Annotated in this window: 20 protein-coding genes and 2 tRNA genes; 18 read left to right on the forward strand and 4 right to left on the reverse strand. The window is 44.6% G+C overall.

Translation table 11 applies throughout. The features are described from left to right. Positions 1 to 46: 46 nt before the first annotated feature. Complete coding sequence (locus tag ACDZ28_RS18395) at positions 47 to 475, forward strand: hypothetical protein (protein ID WP_042125989.1); 429 nt, start codon at positions 47 to 49, stop codon at positions 473 to 475. Positions 476 to 684: 209 nt separating this feature from the next. Further along, positions 685 to 1,554 carry an SDR family oxidoreductase gene (locus ACDZ28_RS18400; RefSeq protein ID WP_042125991.1) on the forward strand — a complete coding sequence of 290 codons (870 nt, stop codon included), beginning with the start codon at positions 685 to 687 and terminating at the stop codon, positions 1,552 to 1,554. An 87-nt stretch (positions 1,555 to 1,641) separates the two neighbouring features. Here the strand turns inward: ACDZ28_RS18400 and yfbR are convergent, their stop codons facing one another. Continuing rightward, positions 1,642 to 2,247 carry a 5'-deoxynucleotidase gene (gene yfbR / locus ACDZ28_RS18405; protein WP_156114765.1) on the reverse strand — a complete coding sequence of 202 codons (606 nt, stop codon included), beginning with the start codon at positions 2,245 to 2,247 and terminating at the stop codon, positions 1,642 to 1,644. Positions 2,248 to 2,349: 102 nt separating this feature from the next. On the opposite strand from yfbR, the gene ACDZ28_RS18410 reads away from it, so the two are divergent. The 11 genes from ACDZ28_RS18410 (at position 2,350) to ACDZ28_RS18460 (ending at position 14,713) form a co-directional block, all read left to right on the forward strand. Next, positions 2,350 to 3,912, forward strand: a complete 1,563-nt coding sequence (locus ACDZ28_RS18410) for a fumarate hydratase (protein ID WP_042132013.1) — start codon at positions 2,350 to 2,352, stop codon at positions 3,910 to 3,912. Between the two features lie 76 nt (positions 3,913 to 3,988). Beyond that, complete coding sequence (locus tag ACDZ28_RS18415; protein WP_042125994.1) at positions 3,989 to 4,375, forward strand: VOC family protein; 387 nt, start codon at positions 3,989 to 3,991, stop codon at positions 4,373 to 4,375. A 180-nt stretch (positions 4,376 to 4,555) separates the two neighbouring features. Continuing rightward, positions 4,556 to 6,352, forward strand: coding sequence for a two-component system histidine kinase PnpS (pnpS, locus tag ACDZ28_RS18420; protein ID WP_341111686.1), 1,797 nt, complete (start codon positions 4,556 to 4,558; stop codon positions 6,350 to 6,352). A 108-nt stretch (positions 6,353 to 6,460) separates the two neighbouring features. Beyond that, positions 6,461 to 7,189: a response regulator transcription factor gene (locus tag ACDZ28_RS18425; protein ID WP_042125998.1), complete on the forward strand. Its 729-nt coding sequence runs from the start codon at positions 6,461 to 6,463 to the stop codon at positions 7,187 to 7,189. 199 nt (positions 7,190 to 7,388) lie between these two features. Beyond that, a complete protein-coding gene (gene pstB, locus ACDZ28_RS18430) occupies positions 7,389 to 8,144 on the forward strand; it encodes a phosphate ABC transporter ATP-binding protein PstB (protein WP_042126000.1) in 756 nt (251 codons plus the stop codon). 73 nt (positions 8,145 to 8,217) lie between these two features. Beyond that, positions 8,218 to 8,877, forward strand: coding sequence for a phosphate signaling complex protein PhoU (phoU, locus tag ACDZ28_RS18435; RefSeq protein WP_042126002.1), 660 nt, complete (start codon positions 8,218 to 8,220; stop codon positions 8,875 to 8,877). Between the two features lie 237 nt (positions 8,878 to 9,114). Next, entirely contained in the window at positions 9,115 to 11,784 is a 2,670-nt protein-coding gene (gene polA / locus ACDZ28_RS18440; protein WP_375102444.1) for a DNA polymerase I, read from the forward strand. 52 nt (positions 11,785 to 11,836) lie between these two features. Continuing rightward, positions 11,837 to 12,673 carry a DNA-formamidopyrimidine glycosylase gene (gene mutM / locus ACDZ28_RS18445; RefSeq protein ID WP_076119994.1) on the forward strand — a complete coding sequence of 279 codons (837 nt, stop codon included), beginning with the start codon at positions 11,837 to 11,839 and terminating at the stop codon, positions 12,671 to 12,673. A 127-nt stretch (positions 12,674 to 12,800) separates the two neighbouring features. Then, the gene (locus tag ACDZ28_RS18450) at positions 12,801 to 13,547 is read left to right on the forward strand and encodes a manganese efflux pump (protein WP_375102445.1); all 747 of its coding nucleotides are present in this window, start codon (positions 12,801 to 12,803) and stop codon (positions 13,545 to 13,547) included. Between the two features lie 9 nt (positions 13,548 to 13,556). After that, positions 13,557 to 14,153 carry a dephospho-CoA kinase gene (coaE, locus tag ACDZ28_RS18455; RefSeq protein ID WP_042126008.1) on the forward strand — a complete coding sequence of 199 codons (597 nt, stop codon included), beginning with the start codon at positions 13,557 to 13,559 and terminating at the stop codon, positions 14,151 to 14,153. After that, a complete protein-coding gene (locus ACDZ28_RS18460) occupies positions 14,150 to 14,713 on the forward strand; it encodes a lytic transglycosylase domain-containing protein (protein ID WP_042126010.1) in 564 nt (187 codons plus the stop codon). The genes coaE and ACDZ28_RS18460 overlap by 4 nt, the downstream gene beginning before the upstream one ends. A gap of 79 nt (positions 14,714 to 14,792) precedes the next feature. Here the strand turns inward: ACDZ28_RS18460 and ACDZ28_RS18465 are convergent, their stop codons facing one another. After that, entirely contained in the window at positions 14,793 to 15,011 is a 219-nt protein-coding gene (locus tag ACDZ28_RS18465; RefSeq protein WP_042126012.1) for an alpha/beta-type small acid-soluble spore protein, read from the reverse strand. A 165-nt stretch (positions 15,012 to 15,176) separates the two neighbouring features. Here ACDZ28_RS18465 and nrdR point away from each other — a divergent pair, with 165 nt between their 5' ends. The 3 genes from nrdR (at position 15,177) to ACDZ28_RS18480 (ending at position 15,971) form a co-directional block, all read left to right on the forward strand. After that, positions 15,177 to 15,653: a transcriptional regulator NrdR gene (gene nrdR / locus ACDZ28_RS18470; protein ID WP_042126015.1), complete on the forward strand. Its 477-nt coding sequence runs from the start codon at positions 15,177 to 15,179 to the stop codon at positions 15,651 to 15,653. Between the two features lie 159 nt (positions 15,654 to 15,812). Continuing rightward, a tRNA-Ala gene (locus ACDZ28_RS18475) sits at positions 15,813 to 15,888 on the forward strand. A gap of 10 nt (positions 15,889 to 15,898) precedes the next feature. Then, a tRNA-Lys gene (locus tag ACDZ28_RS18480) sits at positions 15,899 to 15,971 on the forward strand. A 97-nt stretch (positions 15,972 to 16,068) separates the two neighbouring features. Here the strand turns inward: ACDZ28_RS18480 and ACDZ28_RS18485 are convergent. Continuing rightward, positions 16,069 to 16,227, reverse strand: coding sequence for a hypothetical protein (locus ACDZ28_RS18485; RefSeq protein ID WP_156114766.1), 159 nt, complete (start codon positions 16,225 to 16,227; stop codon positions 16,069 to 16,071). 38 nt (positions 16,228 to 16,265) lie between these two features. Next, positions 16,266 to 17,057, reverse strand: coding sequence for an SDR family oxidoreductase (locus tag ACDZ28_RS18490; RefSeq protein WP_042126017.1), 792 nt, complete (start codon positions 17,055 to 17,057; stop codon positions 16,266 to 16,268). A 237-nt stretch (positions 17,058 to 17,294) separates the two neighbouring features. Between ACDZ28_RS18490 and ACDZ28_RS18495 the strand changes: the two genes are divergently transcribed. Both ACDZ28_RS18495 and ACDZ28_RS18500 read left to right on the forward strand, forming a co-directional pair. Then, positions 17,295 to 17,852, forward strand: a complete 558-nt coding sequence (locus tag ACDZ28_RS18495; protein ID WP_375102446.1) for a TetR/AcrR family transcriptional regulator — start codon at positions 17,295 to 17,297, stop codon at positions 17,850 to 17,852. A 322-nt stretch (positions 17,853 to 18,174) separates the two neighbouring features. After that, positions 18,175 to 19,953 carry a sensor histidine kinase gene (locus ACDZ28_RS18500; protein ID WP_042126021.1) on the forward strand — a complete coding sequence of 593 codons (1,779 nt, stop codon included), beginning with the start codon at positions 18,175 to 18,177 and terminating at the stop codon, positions 19,951 to 19,953. The last annotated feature ends 31 nt before the right edge of the window (positions 19,954 to 19,984 follow it).

Here is a 19,984-nt window from a genome sequence, read left to right on the forward strand (position 1 = left end):
TAATAAGATGTAACTATTATCACAGTTAAATTGGAGGAGATATGATATGGATTGGAACGTTTTGTTTTTCTTACATATGATAGGGACGCTGGCACTAGGATTTTACCTTGTATTGCCTTTCATCATCGGTCGTGCTGAAAAATTGTCACCTGCAGCAAAAGAAGGTACGTTAAGTGCAGTTACTGGATTTAACCGCTTTGCACAGTACGGTTTAGTGATTCAACTACTTACAGGTGGTTACATGATGACCAAAGGTGATTATTCTGTAGCATGGATGATTATTATTGTTGTATTGCTACTAGCTATGTTTGCACTTGGCGGTATTATGAGCAAGCCACTGCGCCTTGCAGCTGCTGGAATTCGTGAGAACCGCGATGTTAAAGCAGAAACAGGCAAATTGCGTACGCTTAGTGCGCTGCTGTCAGTGTCATTGCTGCTCATGGTATTCTTTATGGTTTTTAACGACATCATTTAATCTGAATCACGATGAGCCCACTCCCGTAATGGAGAGTGGTTTTTTTTGTGTTTAAATGAACTTCAGATTGTTTGATTCTATCTGCAGCGTGGTAAGAACTTATCGAAAAGTGGTTTGAGAAATTGGGCAAGTACGTATAAACATTAATACTTGAGCCATCCTAAGACGATCAGTTAACTATCAATTGCTAACGAGAGGAGATAGGGATTATGTCAAACAATAAGCAAGCTACCAAAACCTTACCCCCGCAAGAGCAGCATCATCAGCCAGGAATTGAGAGCGAAATGAAGCCGTTGCCGAAATATGAGCCGGCTAATTATAAAGCAGCAGGTAAGCTGGAGGGTAAGGCGGCGCTTATCACTGGAGGAGACAGTGGAATCGGACGGGCTGTTGCTGTTCTTTTTGCTAAAGAAGGCGCTGATGTAGTGATTTCATATCTGAATGAGCACTCTGATGCAGAGGAAACGAAACGTCAGGTGGAGCAGGAAGGTCGCAAATGTATTCTAATTCCCGGAGATATTGGTGTGGAATCCTTCTGTAAGGATCTAATTAAACAGACGGTAGAGGGCCTCGGTAAACTGGATATTCTCATCAATAACGCGGCGGAGCAGCATCCGCAAGCTAAGATTGAAGACATTACTTCCGAGCAGCTAGAGCGTACATTCCGAACGAACATATTTGCGATGTTTTATTTGACCAAAGCGGCTATGCCTCATCTAAAAGCAGGATCTGCTATCATCAATACGACATCGATTACCGCTTATCGCGGTAGCCCACAATTGCTGGACTATTCTTCAACAAAAGGAGCGATTCTGAGCTTCACACGTTCCTTATCTACGAATCTGGCGGAGCAAGGCATTCGGGTAAATGGTGTTGCTCCGGGTCCAATTTGGACACCGCTTATCCCGTCTACCTTTGATGCGAAGCAGGTTAGCGAGTTCGGGGGTACACAGCCTATGAAGCGTCCGGGACAGCCAGAGGAGCTGGCTCCGGCATATGTATATCTAGCCTCCGATGATTCTAGCTATGTGACTGGACAGGTTATTCATGTAAATGGTGGCGAGGTTGTAAACGGGTAGAGGCTACAGCTTAACCTAGATCTATATATAAAAAGCTCTAATTCAGGATTAGCTGAACTAGAGCTTTTTTTGTATTGATCATGGGGTTTAGTTTCCGGCAGAGAGCTCATCCAGCGACATTTCAAAGCTCGGTGCCATATGAGTCAGGAAGTAATCTACTTCCTGTAGTCCGAGCCCGCGCAGCTTCGCGGCTGTTTGCTCTTTCGCCGCTGCAAATTCACGGTTGCCCGCAGCAACCTCCCACACACATTTCAAGTAGGCATCCAGCCGATCGGCTGCCTTAACGTAGCTATGCAGCAGGACGTCCTCCGAATCGGGAGTACTATCTTCTGGCTGCATCAGTTGCTTGTAAATGCCCTGAAGCTCGGAAGGAATCATACCGGTTAAGCGTTCCGAAGCAACTCTTTCCATTTCGCGGAAGCTAGTAAGTAGACGAGGGTTATTGTATTTCACTGGCGTGGCAATGTCACCAGTGAACACTTCGCTGGCATCATGAAACAGGGCCATAGTTGCTGCTCTTTCAGCATTTAATGAACGCCCATAATGAACATTACCAATGGAACAGAGCATATGTGTGAGCAGGGCAACATGAAAAGAATGCTCAGCAACGTTCTCCGGTGCGGTGCTTCGCATTAGGCTCCAACGCTGAATATATTGAAGCCGATATAAATAGGCGGAAAAATGGTAGTTCAATTTTAAAGTAACCCCTTTCATGCGGTGCTAGGTATGATATTATTATATTAATTGTATCAGACTTTAGATAATCTGGATCTGCTGAGAGGAGCTTGAATGAATATGCAGCATTTTGAAGACAGCGTTTATAATCTAATTGTAGAAACGTCCACGAACTTGCCGGGTGATGTACGCCGGGCGGTCGCCAAGGGACGCGCGCTAGAGGACAGAGCTACCCGGTCAGGTCTTGCTTTAACTACGATTGCTCAAAATATCGGAATGGCTGAGGCACAAGTGTCTCCGATCTGTCAGGATACGGGGATGCCTACATTTATCATTCACACACCTGTAGGAATCAATCAGATTGAGATGAAAAAAGATATTCATAACGCCATCGTACGGGCGACCAAGAACGGCAAGCTTCGTCCTAATTCCGTAGATTCACTAACAGGTGAGAACAGCGGAGATAATTTGGGGGCAGGAACACCAGTTATTCATTTCGAGCAGTGGGAAGAAGATAAAATAGACGTTAGACTTATTTTAAAAGGTGGAGGCTGTGAGAATAAGAATATCCAGTACAGCCTTCCGGCAGAATTAGAAGGATTGGGCAAAGCAGGTCGTGATCTGGACGGAATCCGCAAATGTATTCTCCATGCCGTTTATCAGGCACAAGGGCAAGGCTGTAGTGCTGGTTTTATTGGCGTTGGGATCGGCGGCGACCGCACGACTGGCTATGAGCTGGCTAAGAAGCAGTTATTCCGTAAAGTGGAGGATGTTAATCCGATAGAGGATCTCAGTAAACTGGAAGATTACATCATGGAGAATGCCAATAAGCTGGGCATAGGAACAATGGGCTTTGGTGGGGAAGTATCGCTGCTTGGTTGTAAGGTCGGCGTTATGAATCGTCTCCCAGCCAGCTTTTTCGTATCTGTTGCGTATAACTGCTGGGCGTTCCGCCGCCAAGGTGTACTGGTTGATCCATCAACCGGCAATATTGAGGAGTGGCTATATGAGAGCGGAACAGGGATCTCGGTAGAGGATGGAAGGGATCAGGCATCCGAATCAGAAGTCCCAGGTGCAGGAGACAACAATGCAGCTACTGAATCTCGCGAAGTACGTCTGACCACACCGATTAGTGAAGAGGATATCCGGAGTTTACGAGTTGGGGATGTAGTCATTTTATCCGGTGAAATGCATACGGGCCGTGACGCACTTCATAAATATCTAATGGATCATGACGCTCCGGTGGATTTGGACGGTGCCGTGATCTATCACTGTGGTCCTGTAATGATGAAGGACGAGGAAGGCTGGCATGTTAAAGCAGCAGGTCCGACTACTAGTATCCGTGAAGAGCCTTATCAAGGCGATATTATCAAGAAATTTGGAATTCGTGCCGTCATCGGAAAAGGTGGAATGGGTCCAAAAACATTAAAAGCCCTTCAGGAGCACGGGGGCGTGTACCTCAATGCAATTGGTGGTGCCGCACAGTATTATGCGGAATGCATCAAGAAAGTAAATGCGGTTGATTTCATGGAATTTGGTATTCCTGAGGCGATGTGGCATTTGGATGTGGAGGGCTTCGCTGCTATAGTAACGATGGATGCCCATGGCAACAGTCTGCACGCAGATGTAGAAAAAGATTCCGCAGCCAAGCTGACCCAGTTCAAAGAGCCTGTGTTTAAATAAGGTGATTTACAGCTCGGTAAATAAGGTGTAAAGAGGATGACCTTATTTACCGAGCTTGTTTAAAGGAGGTAGATGAATGGTACCGCATTATATTAGAAATGGTCTTCTGAATGTTACCCCGTATTTTATCGTCGAAGGTGCAGATCGATTGATTGAGTTTGTTGTGAACTGCTTTGATGCTAGAATTAATGATATGCTGCGGAATGATGAAGGAAAGATTAGACATGCCGAGCTGAGAATTGGGGATTCAATCATAGAGGTTTCTGAAGCCAACGAGAAATATTCACCAGTACAGCTCGCGATTCATCTCTATGTAAGAAATGTGGATGAGACCTTTCGTAAGTGCTTGGACGCCGGGGCATCTATCATTGAAGAACCTCTGGATAAGTCTTATGGAGAAAGAGGAGCGGGGATTAGAGATATTCAAGGCAATCAGTGGTTTCTTGCAACCTGTATAGAATGAAAACACGATATTTTACAAAAGTAATACAAAGTAACAGTCCAGAGATGATCAAACTGGGCTGTTATTTTTATATAATCTATTATAGTGGGGATTTGTTTCACGAAAATAGTAGCACTGGTTTTTTGATGAAAATGAAGTTAGGATAAAAGATACAACGATAAAGGGAGAGGCACACTTTAGATGAAACCGTTTCGCGCGCGTCTTACGTTTATACTTATGGCCTTAATCGGCATTTCCATGATTGGCACTGGATTTACGATGGCTCATCTGTTTAAGAGCTCCCATATAGCTGCTCTCGAAGAGAACATGTCCCGGGAAATAAATCTACTCGCTGGTACTTTGGAATTTGTAGATATGGACGGCTCTAATGCAATTTCGTATTATACGGAGCAGGCTGAGCATATCGCCAAGCTTCTAGATTCCCGGATTACTTTTATTAGTAAGTCAGGTAAAGTTTTAGGGGATTCAGAGAAAAATCCGCTGGAGATGGACAATCACTCTGATCGTGAAGAGGAGATTGTTGCGGCAAAAGAGGGGACTGGGCGAGCCATTCGTTACAGCGAAACTTTGGATCGCGAGATGCTTTATGTAGCTGAGCGGGTAACCTCGGATCAGGGTTTTGACGGATACATTCGGGTCTCGATGGGACTTGATGCAGTAACGGAAGGGCTTAATCGTGCTTGGATGATAATGGCTGGGGGGCTAGTTGTTTTATTCCTGTTAGCAACTATTGTTAGCTATAAAGTGGCATCGAGCATGACTTCACCGCTTGAACAAATTACGAGAGTCGCACGGCGGATAACAGATCTTGATTATGATGCAAGAGTCCACTTGAAGCGCAAAGATGAGGTTGGGCAGCTGGCAACAGCGATTAATGCCATGGCTGACAGTCTTCAGGCTCAGCTTAAGACCATTCGTGATAATGAAGATCTGCTGCAAAGCGTACTGGACAATATGACTGGCGGCATCATAATGATCAATGCGGACGAAGAAATTGCCCTGCTAAACCGGGCTTCGGAGCACATGCTGGATGTTAGCAACAGTGAAATGGCGGGTCATTCGTACAAAGAGCTAAAACGTCATTATGAACTGACTCGTCTGCTTGAAGAAGGAGTATCGAGTAAAGAACCGCTCCATGAAGAACGGAGTATTTACAATCCTAGAGAACGAATTATACGTATGGACGCAGTACCTATGATCCAGGATGGGTCCTACAGAGGGATGCTCTTCCTTCTACAAGAGGTAACAGAGATACGTCGACTTGAGCGGATGCGGAGTGAATTCGTCGCTAACGTATCCCATGAATTGAAGACGCCGGTTGCTGCTGTTAAAGGTTTTGCCGAGACCTTGCTGGGTGGTGGGGTCAAGGATGAGAAGACAGCCCGTTCCTTTTTACAAATTATTTATGATGAGAACGAACGTTTAAATCGATTAATAGGAGATATTTTAGAATTATCTAAAATCGAATCAAAACGTGTGCAGCTCGATTGTTCACCTGTTCATATCATTGAATTCTTTGATTCTGTGCTAGGAACCATTAGCAAAGTGGCTGAGAAGAAGAATATTAGTCTTAATGTTGAGGTCCCTGAGGAGCTGTTCATTGAGGCAGACGAGGATAAACTGCGTCAAATTTTTATGAATTTGCTCTCCAATGCGATTAATTATACGCATGAAGGGGGTAGCGTAAAAGTCTATGTTAAGAATATACTGAAGCCAGATGGTTCTGAGAATGTTCAATTTACCGTTACCGATACGGGGATGGGCATTCCCAAAAAGGATCTGCCGCGTATTTTTGAAAGATTTTATCGGGTGGATAAGGCAAGATCCAGAAGCTCCGGCGGAACTGGACTGGGGCTGTCTATTGTGAAGCACTTGGTAGATATGCACCATGGTGTGATTTCGGTAAAAAGTGATTTGGGGATCGGAAGCTCATTTATTATTGAGTTGCCGCTCTTGCAGGAAGAAAAGGTGGATTAGATTTCTGTAAATTCACCTTTCGATTTTACACCAAGTTAACATTATGGTGATATGATTGTTTTGTTGTTGTTTTGTAAAAATCAAACTATATGGAAGACGGGGGAACCTATGGCTCAACGATTGCTTGTCATTGAAGACGAACCGACACTGGCCCGGCTGCTGTCCTATAACTTAACGCAGGAAGGTTACGAGGTGACAGTAGAGGATCATGGTACGGCAGGATATGATCGTGCGACGAGGGAACCTTTTGACTTGATCGTATTAGATCTGATGTTGCCAGGTATGAATGGCATTGACATCCTTGATAAATTGCGTGGACAAGGTATCCGAACACCTATTATTGTGTTGACCGCCAAAAATGCGGAAGAAGATGTAGTTAGAGGGTTGAAATCAGGTGCTGATGATTATATCACCAAACCATTCGGCGTCTCCGAACTACTTGCAAGAGTAAGTGCTGTACTTCGGCGGATTTCTGGACTTGCTGAAGAAGCACCGACAGAAACACCTATCTCTGCTTCTACCATTATTTTAGGTCAATTAGAGATATACCCTGAGAGATATGAAGTCTCCCTCGGTGGGCATAGTATTAACTTGCGGCCTAAAGAGTTCGAAGTCCTGTTATATTTGGCGCGTAAGCCAGGAGTTGTGTTGACGAGAGATGATCTCATGAATGCTGTATGGGGCTTTGATTACATTGGTGGACAGCGTACAGTGGACGTACATGTGAGTTCACTCCGTAAAAAGCTTGAGCTAGATCCAGAATCGGTTCATATCGATTCGATTCGGGGCGTAGGCTATAAACTGGTTGTTAATAAAAAGAGAGCTCCGGTCATTTAGGATGACTGGAGTTCTATTTTTTCTATACATTTCATAAATAAGAATAGTTTGGAGTACTAGTTAGCTTCTGGGGAAATACTGTGATGTGAATCCATTCATCTCACTGATTTTACATTGCGTTAACATTTCTCTCCAACTGTATTTACACTAAAAGCTTATCATGGAGATCGAAGATGATGAGAAGGAGACGTAAACACTAATGAAATCCATCATTGACATAGAGAATCTTGATCTCTACTATGAGTCGTTCCACGCACTGAAGAATGTGAATCTGCAAATTCCGGAGAAACAGGTTACCGCTTTTATTGGACCTTCCGGTTGCGGGAAATCCACGTTGCTTCGCACATTGAATCGTATGAATGATATGATTCCTGGCACACGTATAGAAGGAACTGTAAACATCGGTGGCAAAAATATTTATAGTGATGAGGTAGAGGTGGAAAGCCTGCGTAAGCAGGTCGGTATGGTGTTTCAACAGCCGAACCCTTTTCCAAAATCGATTTATGACAACGTAGCTTACGGTCCCCGTCTACACGGCATCCGCTCCAAAAGTGAGCTGGATGAGATCGTAGAAAAAAGCTTGCGTCACTCCGCCCTATGGGAGGAAGTGAAGGATTTTCTGAAGAAATCTGCCCTTAGCTTGTCCGGTGGACAGCAGCAACGGCTGTGTATTGCTAGAGCGCTAGCGGTACAGCCTGATATTTTGCTGATGGATGAGGCAACCTCTGCACTCGACCCTGTATCCACACTCAAGATAGAAGAGCTTGTTCAGGAACTAAGAAATGAGTATACAATTGTTATGGTTACTCATAACATGCATCAGGCGGCACGTGTTTCCGGTCGAACCGTATTTTTCTTAAATGGTGTAATTGTAGAGGCGGCGGACACAGAGGTGCTTTTCTCGAACCCTAAAGATTCCCGCACTGAAGATTATATTTCCGGACGTTTCGGCTGATCAGTAGTAAAAGGGTGCTCGTCCCTGGAAATGGCAAGCTGACCATACGTTAATGAGGAGGATCGCTCTTATTATGATTCGCAGAAAAGAATTTGATAAAGACTTGGAAGAGCTGCGCAGTCTGCTGCAGCAGATGGGTGAGCATGTTAAAGATGCTCTTGAAGGTGCAATTAATGCATTACAAAATCTAGATACAACGCTCGCACAGGAAGTTGTTGAAGCGGATCTACAGTTGAATGCCATGGAAGATAAAATCATGGAAATTGGCTCACGCTTAATTATTACGCAGCAGCCCGTAGCTAAGGATTTGCGCCGCATTATCGTTGCCTTTAAGATTTCAAGCGATTTGGAACGCATGGGTGATCTGGCGCTTGATGTAGCTAAGGCGACCATGCGTCTACAAGGCCAGCAGCTGATTAAGCCGCTTGTAGACATCCCTCGTATGGCTGAAATCGTGACAATTATGATCGATGAGGCAATTCAGTCCTATCTGGATGAGAACACTGATCTGGCTTATAAAATGGCACAGGATGATGATCAGGTCGATCAATTGTATGGTGCGATGATTAATGAGTTGTATTCTTATATGGTAACAAAGCCGGAGACAGTATCCCAAGCTATGTTATTGACGCTGGTAGGCCGTTATATCGAACGGATTGGCGATCATGCTACTAACATTGGTGAAAGTGTAGTTTACTTGGTTACCGGTAGTCGTCCAGATTTGAATGAATAGCTTTGATTCAAAAGATGTTTGGTACTTGTCGTAACTGCGGAGAATGTTTGGACTTTCGGCCGCTGTTGTCTCCAAACCTCTCCTCCATTACTTGCACCATCACATCTTTTGTTTATTTTTAGGTAAATTAAGTAGCCGTCCTTATATTAGGACGGCTACTTGTTGTATAGGCGTTTCTACTTAGACAGGCCATATGTTAATATGTAAGGAGTAAGCATGATAAAGGCGAGGTGCACTATGGACAAGTTGATACTTATAGATGGAAATAATATTATTTACCGCGCTTTCTTCGCGATGCCCCCGTTAACGAATACAGCAGGGCAACAGACGAACGCGGTGTACGGTTTCACAACGATGCTGCTCCGTTTAATTGAAGAACATAAGCCGACGCATATGATTGTTGCATTTGATGCAGGGAAAGTCACATTCCGGCATGAAGGTTATGAGGATTATAAAGGCGGTCGGCAAAAGACACCTCCGGAGCTCTCCGAGCAGTTCCCGCTATTAAAAGAATTGCTCACTAATCTAGGGGTACCGCAGTTTGAAATTAGCAATTATGAGGCCGATGATATTATTGGTACCATTTCTCGCCAAGCTGATGAAGCAGGCCGGAAGGTTATGATCGTGTCAGGAGATAAGGACATGCTTCAATTGGCTTCTGAACACACGACCGTTGCGCTAATCCGCAAAGGAGTTACTGAGGTTGAGCTTTATGGACCGGAACAAATTCGTGAGAAATATGACCTAACCCCAGAGCAGATCATAGACCTTAAAGGACTGATGGGCGATGCGAGTGATAACATTCCGGGAGTTCCCGGTGTGGGTGAAAAAACTGCACTCAAGCTGTTGCATCAATTCGGATCGGTTGAAGGTGTATTAGCGGGAACAGGTGAGCTTAAAGGAAAAATGAAAGAAAAGCTGGAAGCTCATGCAGAAGACGCTGTAATGAGTAAGAAACTGGCGACCATCTATCGTGAAGTGCCTCTGGAGCATTCGTGGGATGATATGGTCTTTAACGGAATTTCTGCGGATACAGCTGGGCCTGCACTCGCTAAATTGGAGTTCAAATCACTTTTGGAGCGCTTAGATCTAAGTGCCTATACTCCTGTTAATGATGGTGAAGAAGGTGCTGCAGAAGTAGAAGCCGCGACCCTTGATATTACGATCGTTAGTGAAAATGAACTGGAGACGCTGAATGAAGCGCTGCCTAGTATTTCTGCATTACATGTGGAGTCCAATGGGGATAATCCGCATCGTGCTGAGGTAATCGGGGTAGGTTTATCTTCTCTGGAGCGGCACTATTATGTACCGTTTGAATTACTGCAGACACCAGCTGCTGCGAAGCTGCGCGATTGGTTAGGAAATGAAAAGGCTCCGAAGAGCGGCTATGATCTTCACCGTGCAGATTTGGCGCTCCATTGGCAAGGCATTGCTTTTGCAGGTGCGGCTCATGATGTACAGTTGGCGGCTTATTTGCTGGATCCGACGGAAGCTAATCAGAACTTAAATGATCTAGCTACTAAATACGGCTTACCACGCTTATCTCCAGATGAAGAGGTATTCGGAAAAGGTGCTAAATACAAGATTCCTGAGCTTGAAATCTTAGGGAATCACGTCGCACGTAAGAGTGCTGCGGTTCTTGGGATTGCTCAGAAGCAACAACAGGAGCTTGTCGAGACAGCGATGACCGGACTGTTCGAAGATTTGGAGATGCCTTTATCACGTATTCTCGCGGATATGGAGAAACAAGGAATCGCAGTCAACGAAGAGGATCTTAAAGAGCTAGGTAAAGAATTCGAAGCTCAAATTTCTAAGCTGGTCACTGAAATATACGAATTAAGTGGCACGGAGTTCAATTTGAATTCACCAAAGCAACTGGGTGAAATTTTATTCGTTAAGCTAGGTTTGCCTGTTGTTAAGAAGACGAAGACAGGCTATTCCACTGATGCTGAGGTGCTTGAGAAACTAGCGCCTTATCATGACGTGGTACGTTTGATTTTGCAATATCGCACGATTGCGAAGCTCCAGTCTACATACGTAGAAGGACTTCTTAAAGAAATATCTCCGAAAACAGGGAAGGTGCATACCTTCTATCGGCAGACGATTGCGGCTACCGGACGTCTCAGCAGTCAATATCCGAACCTGCAGAACATTCCTATCCGCCTAGAGGAAGGACGCAAAATCCGTAAGGTGTTCGTTCCGTCCGAACCGGGCTGGTCGATCTTGGCAGCGGACTATTCGCAGATCGAACTACGAGTATTGGCACATATCTCTGGTGATGAGCGGATGAAGGAAGCTTTTCTACATGATATGGATATCCATACGAAGACAGCGATGGATGTGTTTGGAGTTACGGCTGATCAGGTTGATAGCAATATGCGCCGTGCTGCTAAAGCCGTTAACTTTGGGATCGTGTATGGAATCAGTGATTATGGTCTGTCGCAGAACTTGAATATTCCCCGTAAAGAAGCCGCTCAATTTATTGAGCAGTATTTTGAGGTATATCAGGGCGTTCGGAGATATATGGACGATATCGTAGTAGAAGCACGGAAACATGGTTATGTAACCACATTACTGGAACGTCGTCGTTACTTGCCTGAGATTAATGCGAAGAACTTTAATCTACGTTCTTTTGCAGAACGTACGGCAATGAATACACCTATCCAAGGAACTGCCGCTGATATTATTAAGCTGGCGATGGTGCATATGGATAAGGCGCTATTCGAGCGTGGGCTAAAGAGCCGTATGCTGCTTCAGGTGCACGATGAGCTTGTATTTGAGGTGCCAGAGGATGAGATGGAGCTCATGAAGACGCTTTTGCCGGAAATAATGGGTGGAGCATTGCAGTTATCTGTGCCGCTGAAAGCAGAGGTAAGTTTTGGTAGCAACTGGTACGAAGCGAAATAGGCTCCCTTTAAGGTGTGCATATCAGCTATAATGTAGTTGAGGTGAAGACATCATGCCGGAATTACCGGAAGTAGAGACAGTCAAGAGAACACTGAATGATTTAGTTAATGGAAAGCAGATAGAGAGTGTAACCGTCCGGTTGGCCCGGATTATTCAGCGGCCGGATGATATTCAGGCTTTTGCCAACCTGCTCGCAGGTCATAGCATTGTTAATGTTGAACGAAGAGGGAAATTTTTGCGCATCGTGTTAGATGGTCTGGTGCTGGTATCTCATTTACGGATGGAGGGCCGTTACGGACTTTTTTCGAACGAAGATCCACTGGACAAGCATACTCATGTGATATTCCATTTTACCGATGGCACTGAGCTGCGTTACACGGATGTTCGTCAGTTTGGTACGATGCATCTTTTTCAGATTGGTGAAGACCTCCAGCTGCCTCCTCTTAATAAGCTAGGACAGGAGCCGCTGGAGCCATCCTTTACGCCGGAGAAGTTTAAGCAAATTGTATCAGGCAAAAGCACAAAAATTAAATCACTGCTGCTGAATCAGGAATATATCGTCGGCATAGGTAATATTTATGTAGATGAGTCGTTGCATCGTGCAGGGGTACATCCTGAAGTCAGCGCTAAAGATCTTTCGGATGAGCAACTCGATCAGCTACATCACGCTATTGTCAGTACGCTGACGGAAGCGGTAAACGCTGGTGGTTCATCTGTAAAATCATATGTGAATGGTCAAGGTGAGAGCGGCACTTATCAGCAACAGTTGTTGATTTACGGTCGTAAAGATCAGCCGTGTAATCACTGTGGAACGATGATTGAGAAAACCGTTGTAGGTGGCCGCGGCACGCATTATTGTCCAAGCTGTCAGCGTAAGGCAGAAAACTGAAGATGTAATTAGGTTGGCACCCACTACTTGTCCCGCCCATATACTGTGTGAAGAATGCTTAATAGAGAACGGAAGCTGAATGAAGTGTTTTCTTCAGTGTTCCGGTTCTTCACAGGAGGGATTGCGGGTGCTCAGCCCATTTTTTTCACTGCTATTACTAGCTTTTGCTTTGAGTTTGGATGGTTTTGGTGTTGGTATTACATATGGACTGCGTAAAATGAAAATACCATTGCTCTCCGTTCTGATTATCTCGCTTTGTTCGGGGGTAGTTATCTGTGTATCTATGCAAGTGGGTGTTCTGCTTGCCAAGGTAGTGTCTCCACATGCAGCTTCTGAGGTTGGCGCTGTTATACTCGTGCTAATGGGTTGTTGGTCGCTCATTCAGATGCTAATGCAGAAAGAGAAGGAACAGACTGGTGAACGTAAAGTAGATCGTGAAGAAAATGTGCTATCCACAGAAGCTGGGCCAGAGATAGCTGTTGATACTGAAGATGTCGCAGAACAGGCTGCCACAGCTCCTGAGCAAGATAAGTCAGCTGTCTTTTCCCTTGAGCTACGGCGGTTGGGGATTGTTGTACAGATCTTGCGTACACCGTCATCTGCGGATATGGATGATTCCGGAAGTATTTCTTCGATGGAAGCGATGCTGCTCGGGATTGCCCTCTCACTAGATGCCTTTGGAGCCGGACTAGGCGCAGCACTACTCGGTTTCAATCCAATATGGACATCACTTACAATTGCTCTGTTTAGTGGTACATTTCTATTGCTGGGCATGAAGACTGGATTAAAATTCGCCGGGAACTACTGGATGAAGCATGCTGCTGCACTACCCGCGTTATTATTAATTACAATGGGAATACTGAAGCTATTATGAGGTGAGTACATGATTATTGGCTTAACCGGAGGCATTGCATCCGGAAAAAGCACGGTGTCCGCACTGCTTGTGAGCAAGGGAGCGAGGCTGGTTGACGCGGATGTGATCGCCAGAGAGGTTATGCTCCCCGGTCATGAGGTGCTGGCTGCGGCTGTGAAACAATTCGGAAGCGAGATCCTCTCTCCGGATGGCACACTGAATAGGGGCAAGCTGGGGGACATTGTATTTCAAGACCCAGCGGCCCTGCAAGCCCTGAACAATCTGACGCATCCCGCAATCCGGCGGGAGATTAAAGAACGTATGAACAGCATGGAGGAAGAAGATCCAAAGAAGTTAACAATTGTGGATATCCCTCTTCTTTTCGAATCAGGACTCGAGAACATGTTCCATGAAATACTGGTGGTCTACGTGCCTCGTGAAGTGCAAATCGCTCGATTAATGGAACGTAACGGACTTTCTTTAGAACAAGCAGAAGCACGCTTAAATGCACAGATGGATATTGAAGCGAAGCGTAACAAAGCGGACTATATCATTGACAACAGTGGCGAACTTGCGCACACTGAGCAACAGGTTGCTGTTCTTTGGGACAGGCTGGGCTTATTATGAAATGGTTACGTAAAAAAAGAGTCCTTCTTCTGTTATTCATTGGTTTTACTGCGATATTGTTTCTGAGTACGAACTGGATGTCCTGGTTTTATCCGATCCATTATAAAGATGAGATCCGTAAGCACAGCGTTACGTACGATATTGACCCATTTCTAGTGGCTTCAATTATCCGAGTGGAAACGAACTTCAAAACTGGACGAGAATCCAAAAAAGGTGCTATAGGTTTAATGCAGCTTATGCCGGATACCGCCAAATGGGCCCTTGAAAAGGCCAAGCTCCCTGATGTATCTATGGAGGAGCTAAAGCATGAACCATCAGCAAATATTGAACTAGGTACCTGGTATCTTTCAACATTATCCCGTCAATTCGAAGGTAAACCTACAGCAGTTATCGCTGCATATAATGCTGGACCGGGTAAAGTTCAAAAATGGCTGGATGAGGGGATCTGGGATGGAACGGATGCTACGATTAAGGATATTCCGTTTGGTGAAACCCGCCATTATGTACAGCGCGTCAACTATTACTATGATCAGTACACGGATATTTACAACGAATTCTAAAACCGTGTTATGTATAAAAAGAAGTACTAAACGATCTTGCGATCGTTTAATACTTCTTCAGTAAGCTTATGTGGACAGGTTATTTGTATTGACCTGCCAATTGTTGTTCTGCCAGGGTTACAAGACGTTTAGTGATGTAACCACCGATCGAACCATTTTCATAAGAAGTTTTATTGCCTTGGTAACCATCTGGGGAAAGCGTGATTCCGAGTTCTTGGGCAACTTCATATTTAAGTTGTTCCAAAGCACCGCGGGAATTTGGAGCTACAAGGTTATTGGAGCTGTTGTTTTGGCTCATTGCTGTTCACCTCCTCTGTTGGTAACTGTATTATGTGCCGGACTTGCCATAATCATTACAACAAATAAACGGTGATTTCTGGAAAAAATGAAATAGCCCTTCAAAAGCCGGATGTTTAACATACCGGGACAAAAAAACATTATGTAATAGGAAGTGATGAAGCTTATGAAATGCCCTTACTGCGATCACACAAATACTAAAGTACTCGACTCGCGACCAGCAAATGAGAATAAGTCCATCCGCCGCAGGCGTGAATGCGAGCGTTGCAGCAAACGGTTTACAACCTTTGAAATGATCGAGGAAACACCGTTAATCGTGATCAAAAAAGACGGCAGCCGTGAGGAATTCAGCCGTGATAAAATACTTCGGGGCTTAATACGTGCCTGTGAGAAACGGCCTGTCTCTGTAGAACGTTTAGAGAAGATCGTCTCTGAGGTAGAGAAATCCCTGCGAGGCATCGCCGTAGCTGAAGTGGAGAGCCAACAGATCGGTGAATTGGTTATGGAACAGCTCTATCCAGTAGATGAAGTCGCATACGTTCGTTTTGCGTCTGTATACCGTCAGTTCAAGGATATTAACATGTTTATGAAGGAACTGAAGGGTCTGTTATCTAAGAGTACTGGGGATCTGGACAGATTGTAGGGTTGTGGCTAGTCTAATGACTAAAAAAAGTGTTGACAGCGAAGGCGATTTTTTATATTATATAGGAGTCGCCTACGGCGCTTGATTTTGTCAGAATGACTTAAATACACCGAACTTGATTCTAAAATGTGTGATTACATACATCTGAAAATTACGTTTGGGGCCATAGCTCAGCTGGGAGAGCGCATCGCTGGCAGCGATGAGGTCAGGGGTTCGATCCCCCTTGGCTCCACCAAACTTCATATGGACTCTTAGCTCAGTTGGTAGAGCAGTAGACTCTTAATCTATTTGTCCAGGGTTCGAGCCCCTGAGAGTCCATCACAGAAAGAACGGCAGAGATGCCGTTCTTTTTTTTTGCTATAATTAAGGCATTTGTCTTGGCTTGCTGGGCTGTTTGCAAAAATGGCGGAAGTGGCTAGCGTTTCTCATATCCGTCAATCTTCCTTCCTGTTATGAGCTTGGAGAACTGTGGCCTTGCGTACAGCGGGTTTCTTTCGGTATCGAGCACGAGCTGCAAATCTTTGCGCCCTGATAATTCAATCCTTAATGATTCTCCGTTTAGATGCTTAAGCATCTAAACGGAGAATTGGGCATCGCTTTTAAACCAACATTTCATAAACTAGAATGGGGGCGAACCATTCGTTCCATCAACGTGACTACCTGCTTGCGCGGAAGAAGTCGGCTTCCCTGGGATGCCCAATAATTTAGTTTTCCCGCGATAATGTAACTCCGTTTCTTTTCGATTCCCCGAAAGCCGGTCTTCACAACATCGATTGGAGAGGCGAGTTTTCTTCCTGAGGCAGCATCTGATCCAGTAACCTTAAAAAACTCCGTTTCAGTCGCACCAGGGCAAAGCGCCAAAATCCTAACGCCTCGATCGCGATTTTCTGCCCAGAGCGCCTCGGAGAAAGAGAGTACGAATGCTTTCGTTGCTGAATAAACGGCCATATAGGGTGCGGGCTGAAAGGCTGCAACAGAAGCGACATTAATAATAATACCGTCTTTGCGGCGTTGCATCTCCGGAAGAAACTGATGATTCATTGCGACTAAAGAAGCTATATTTAGGCGGATCTCTTCTTGCTCACGTTCTGGCGATATTTCCTCAAAGCGTCCAAAGGTTCCAAAGCCAGCATTATTGATCAAAATGTTTACTTGGAGTCCCAAAGTGCGAATCTGATCAGCCAGTTCTTCTACGGAGCCGGGCTTAGATAAATCCTGCGCTATGGAATAAGTGTGAATAGGGTATTTGGAAGCAAGCTCCAAAGCGAGGGAATCGAGTTTTTCTTTGGATCGGGCGACTAAAATGACATGGCATCCTTTTGCAGCTAATTCAGTTGCGAATACTTTACCGATCCCAGCAGATGCTCCAGTGATAAGCGCGACTTTATCGGTATAATGAATCATTAGAAGATCCCCCATTCCAAATTTTTAAGTATGTTAATTAGAATAAATATTCTAATTTATTATAGTGCTCAAAGGGGAATTAGGTCAATTTTTTTTAATTCCCACGAAACATCTTGTTTTAAACAAGGTTTGTATTATGATGATGCGGATTTTGCGGAATAAATATTCCTAAGTTATAGTGTAGAGGATACATAATTACTCGTTAGTGGAATGAATTTTCTATAAGAAGGTGACAGGGTGGGTAAGCGGGAAGATATTTTAAAAGCGACATTATTTCTAATTAATAAAGACGGGCTTCAATCCGTTACATTTGCCAAAATATTTCAACAAGCCAATGTCGGCTCTAGCACGGTATATCATTATTTCAAGGCTAAAGAGCAGCTTGTAAATGAATTGTTTAATATCGTTCGCATTCATCGGAGCGAAGAGGTATTGAAACAATACGACGCCGGTCAGACGATTTATGTAAGACTCAAAATGCTTTTATGGAATCAGGCGCATTATGCATTGAATTTCCCGGATGAATTAACGTTCTTGGAGAACTATAGCTATTCACCTTATATCGCCGAAGAAATTCGCAACGCACAGGATCCTTCGGTTATTGAGGCCTTTTCTGTAATCAGGGAAGGTCAACAGCAAGGGATGATTAAAGAAATGGACCCGATCATCCTGATCCAGCTCTTATATGGTATGATAACCTCTGTTATCAAAGGGTATCTAGCGGGGGAGTATAAACTGGAGCAACCTCAAATACAACAAATTATTGAGCTTTGCTGGAAGACCATCAAGGTTTAGTATTAGAAACGGCAGAAATGCCGTTTTTTTTGCTGTTTGCAACGTGGGGAAGCTTTCAGGTATTACGGGCAGAAATAGACCGCATCTTTTGCGAGAGGGCGGTCTATTTTTTTTGTGTTGAGGCAAGATCCAGTTCTTTCTCCCAGACGGAGGTTATGATAATCTGCATCTCAAGACCAGTCAATGCTTCATCAAGTCAACAATAGACTCTAGTCGGGACGTGCGACTTAGGTTATTATGGAAGCGCAAACATCTCTTCTGGGATGTAATGAAAGCTACAATTTAGCTACAGAGCACAAAGGCAATCTGAACGGAGGATTCGATGGAAAACTGGTTGGGTAAATCGTTAAAGCAGAAGCTGAGTTTGTTGTTTATTATTTCGGTATTGGTACCGGTGTTGTCTCTGGGACTGTTCTCCTATTATATTGCTGAAAGCTTAACGGAGGAGAAAGCGAAGAGCTCCGGCATGAATACGCTTCGGCAAATTGGGGCCTATTTAGAAAATATGGTAAGCGATGTTGAGAATCTATCCCTATTCCTTATCGGCCACCCTGATGTCCAAAGCTATTTGAAAACACCGGAACACGATTTGCTAAAGCAAACCTCGATCGTTAATTTACTTACAACATTATCGATTTCCAAACCATATATCGCCAATGTCATGATCGAATCGAATGAAGATAATAAGCCGTCGGTTTCCTTCAGATCCGTCCTCGAATCAGAATGGACCGATATTCAGAGCGAGTATCCCGGTTATTATGAGGAATATCCCAAGTGGTGGTCTCCGGTGCATCATTTCGTTACGTCGGACGGCAAAGAGGATGTCATTACGATGTCGCGGCCGATTCGCAGCACATCAAAATATTACAAAATCGGCATGCTTAAAATTAGCCTGACACAATCGGTTATCTCTAGCCATTTAAAGCAAGCTGGACTAGAGGGTGAAGGCGTCGCCCTGCTGTTGGACGGACAAAACCGGATATTGGCTGGACCGGAAGGGTACGCGACTAACAAGAGCTTGAACGATTATTTTCCCGGAATAGTTGATTTCAAGAGCAAGTCGGGGTCGTTCGATTACGGAGAAGCAGAGGAGCGGAGTACAGTACTGTACTACCAGATGCCGAATGTTAACTGGAGGCTTGTAGGCATCATTCCGGCAAAAGCTTACAGAGCGCAGAACCAGTATTTTTTAACGTTAACTGCAATTGCAGTCAGCATTTCTATGCTCTTTGTTATAGCGTTCGTCCTTGTACTTATTCAAAAGGTGACGAAACCGTTGTCTGCATTAACGAAGTTTCTAAGGAATTCCAGCCCAGACGAGCCGCTGCCGACACTGCCCGTCACATCGATCGATGAGGTTGGACAACTGATTATTAGCTATAATCGGATGAGCTCGCGAATTATTAATCTAACCGATGAGGTGAAGCTGAGCGAAGCGTTGAAGAAGGAAGCGGATATGTCGGCGCTTCAAGCGCAGATCAATCCGCATTTTCTATACAATACATTATCTTCAGTCCACTGGATGGCGCTAATGAAGGGAGAAGAAAAAATCGCAGATATGGTAGGTTCATTGAGTGATTTTCTTCGTTTCAGCTTAAATAAAGGACAGGAATATTGTGCAATCAGCCAAGAAATTTTGCATGTAGATCATTATGTGAAGATTCAGTCCATTCGATATCCAGATAAATTTGATTACGAGGCGGATATACCGACGGAGCTGCTGGATCTGAGAATGCTGAAGCTGCTGCTCCAGCCGCTAATTGAAAATGCGATGATTCATGGTATTTTGAAAAGAGAAGGTAAAGGGAGCATTGTCGTGAAAGCGATGTCAGCGGGAGAGCGTATAACGTTTATCGTTCAGGATGACGGTGTTGGCATGAGCAGGGAAAGATTGGAGCTGCTGAGAGAGAAGATAAACGCAAACTTGGGTATTGATCCGCTGAAGAATAATGACTCGGCAGGCAGCAGCTACGGATTGCGCAACGTGCATAATCGGCTACAGCTTCATTACGGGCATGAAGCTGGTTTACGGATCGAAAGCGTAGAAGGAAGTGGCACTAAAGTTAGTTTTACGATTATACCGCTCCAATCAGAAATCTAATAAGCTGCAATCTTTGTGGGAGAGAAGGAGA

The sequence above is a fragment of the Paenibacillus sp. RS8 genome, assembly GCF_041956825.1.
Taxonomy (GTDB): domain Bacteria; phylum Bacillota; class Bacilli; order Paenibacillales; family Paenibacillaceae; genus Paenibacillus_AQ.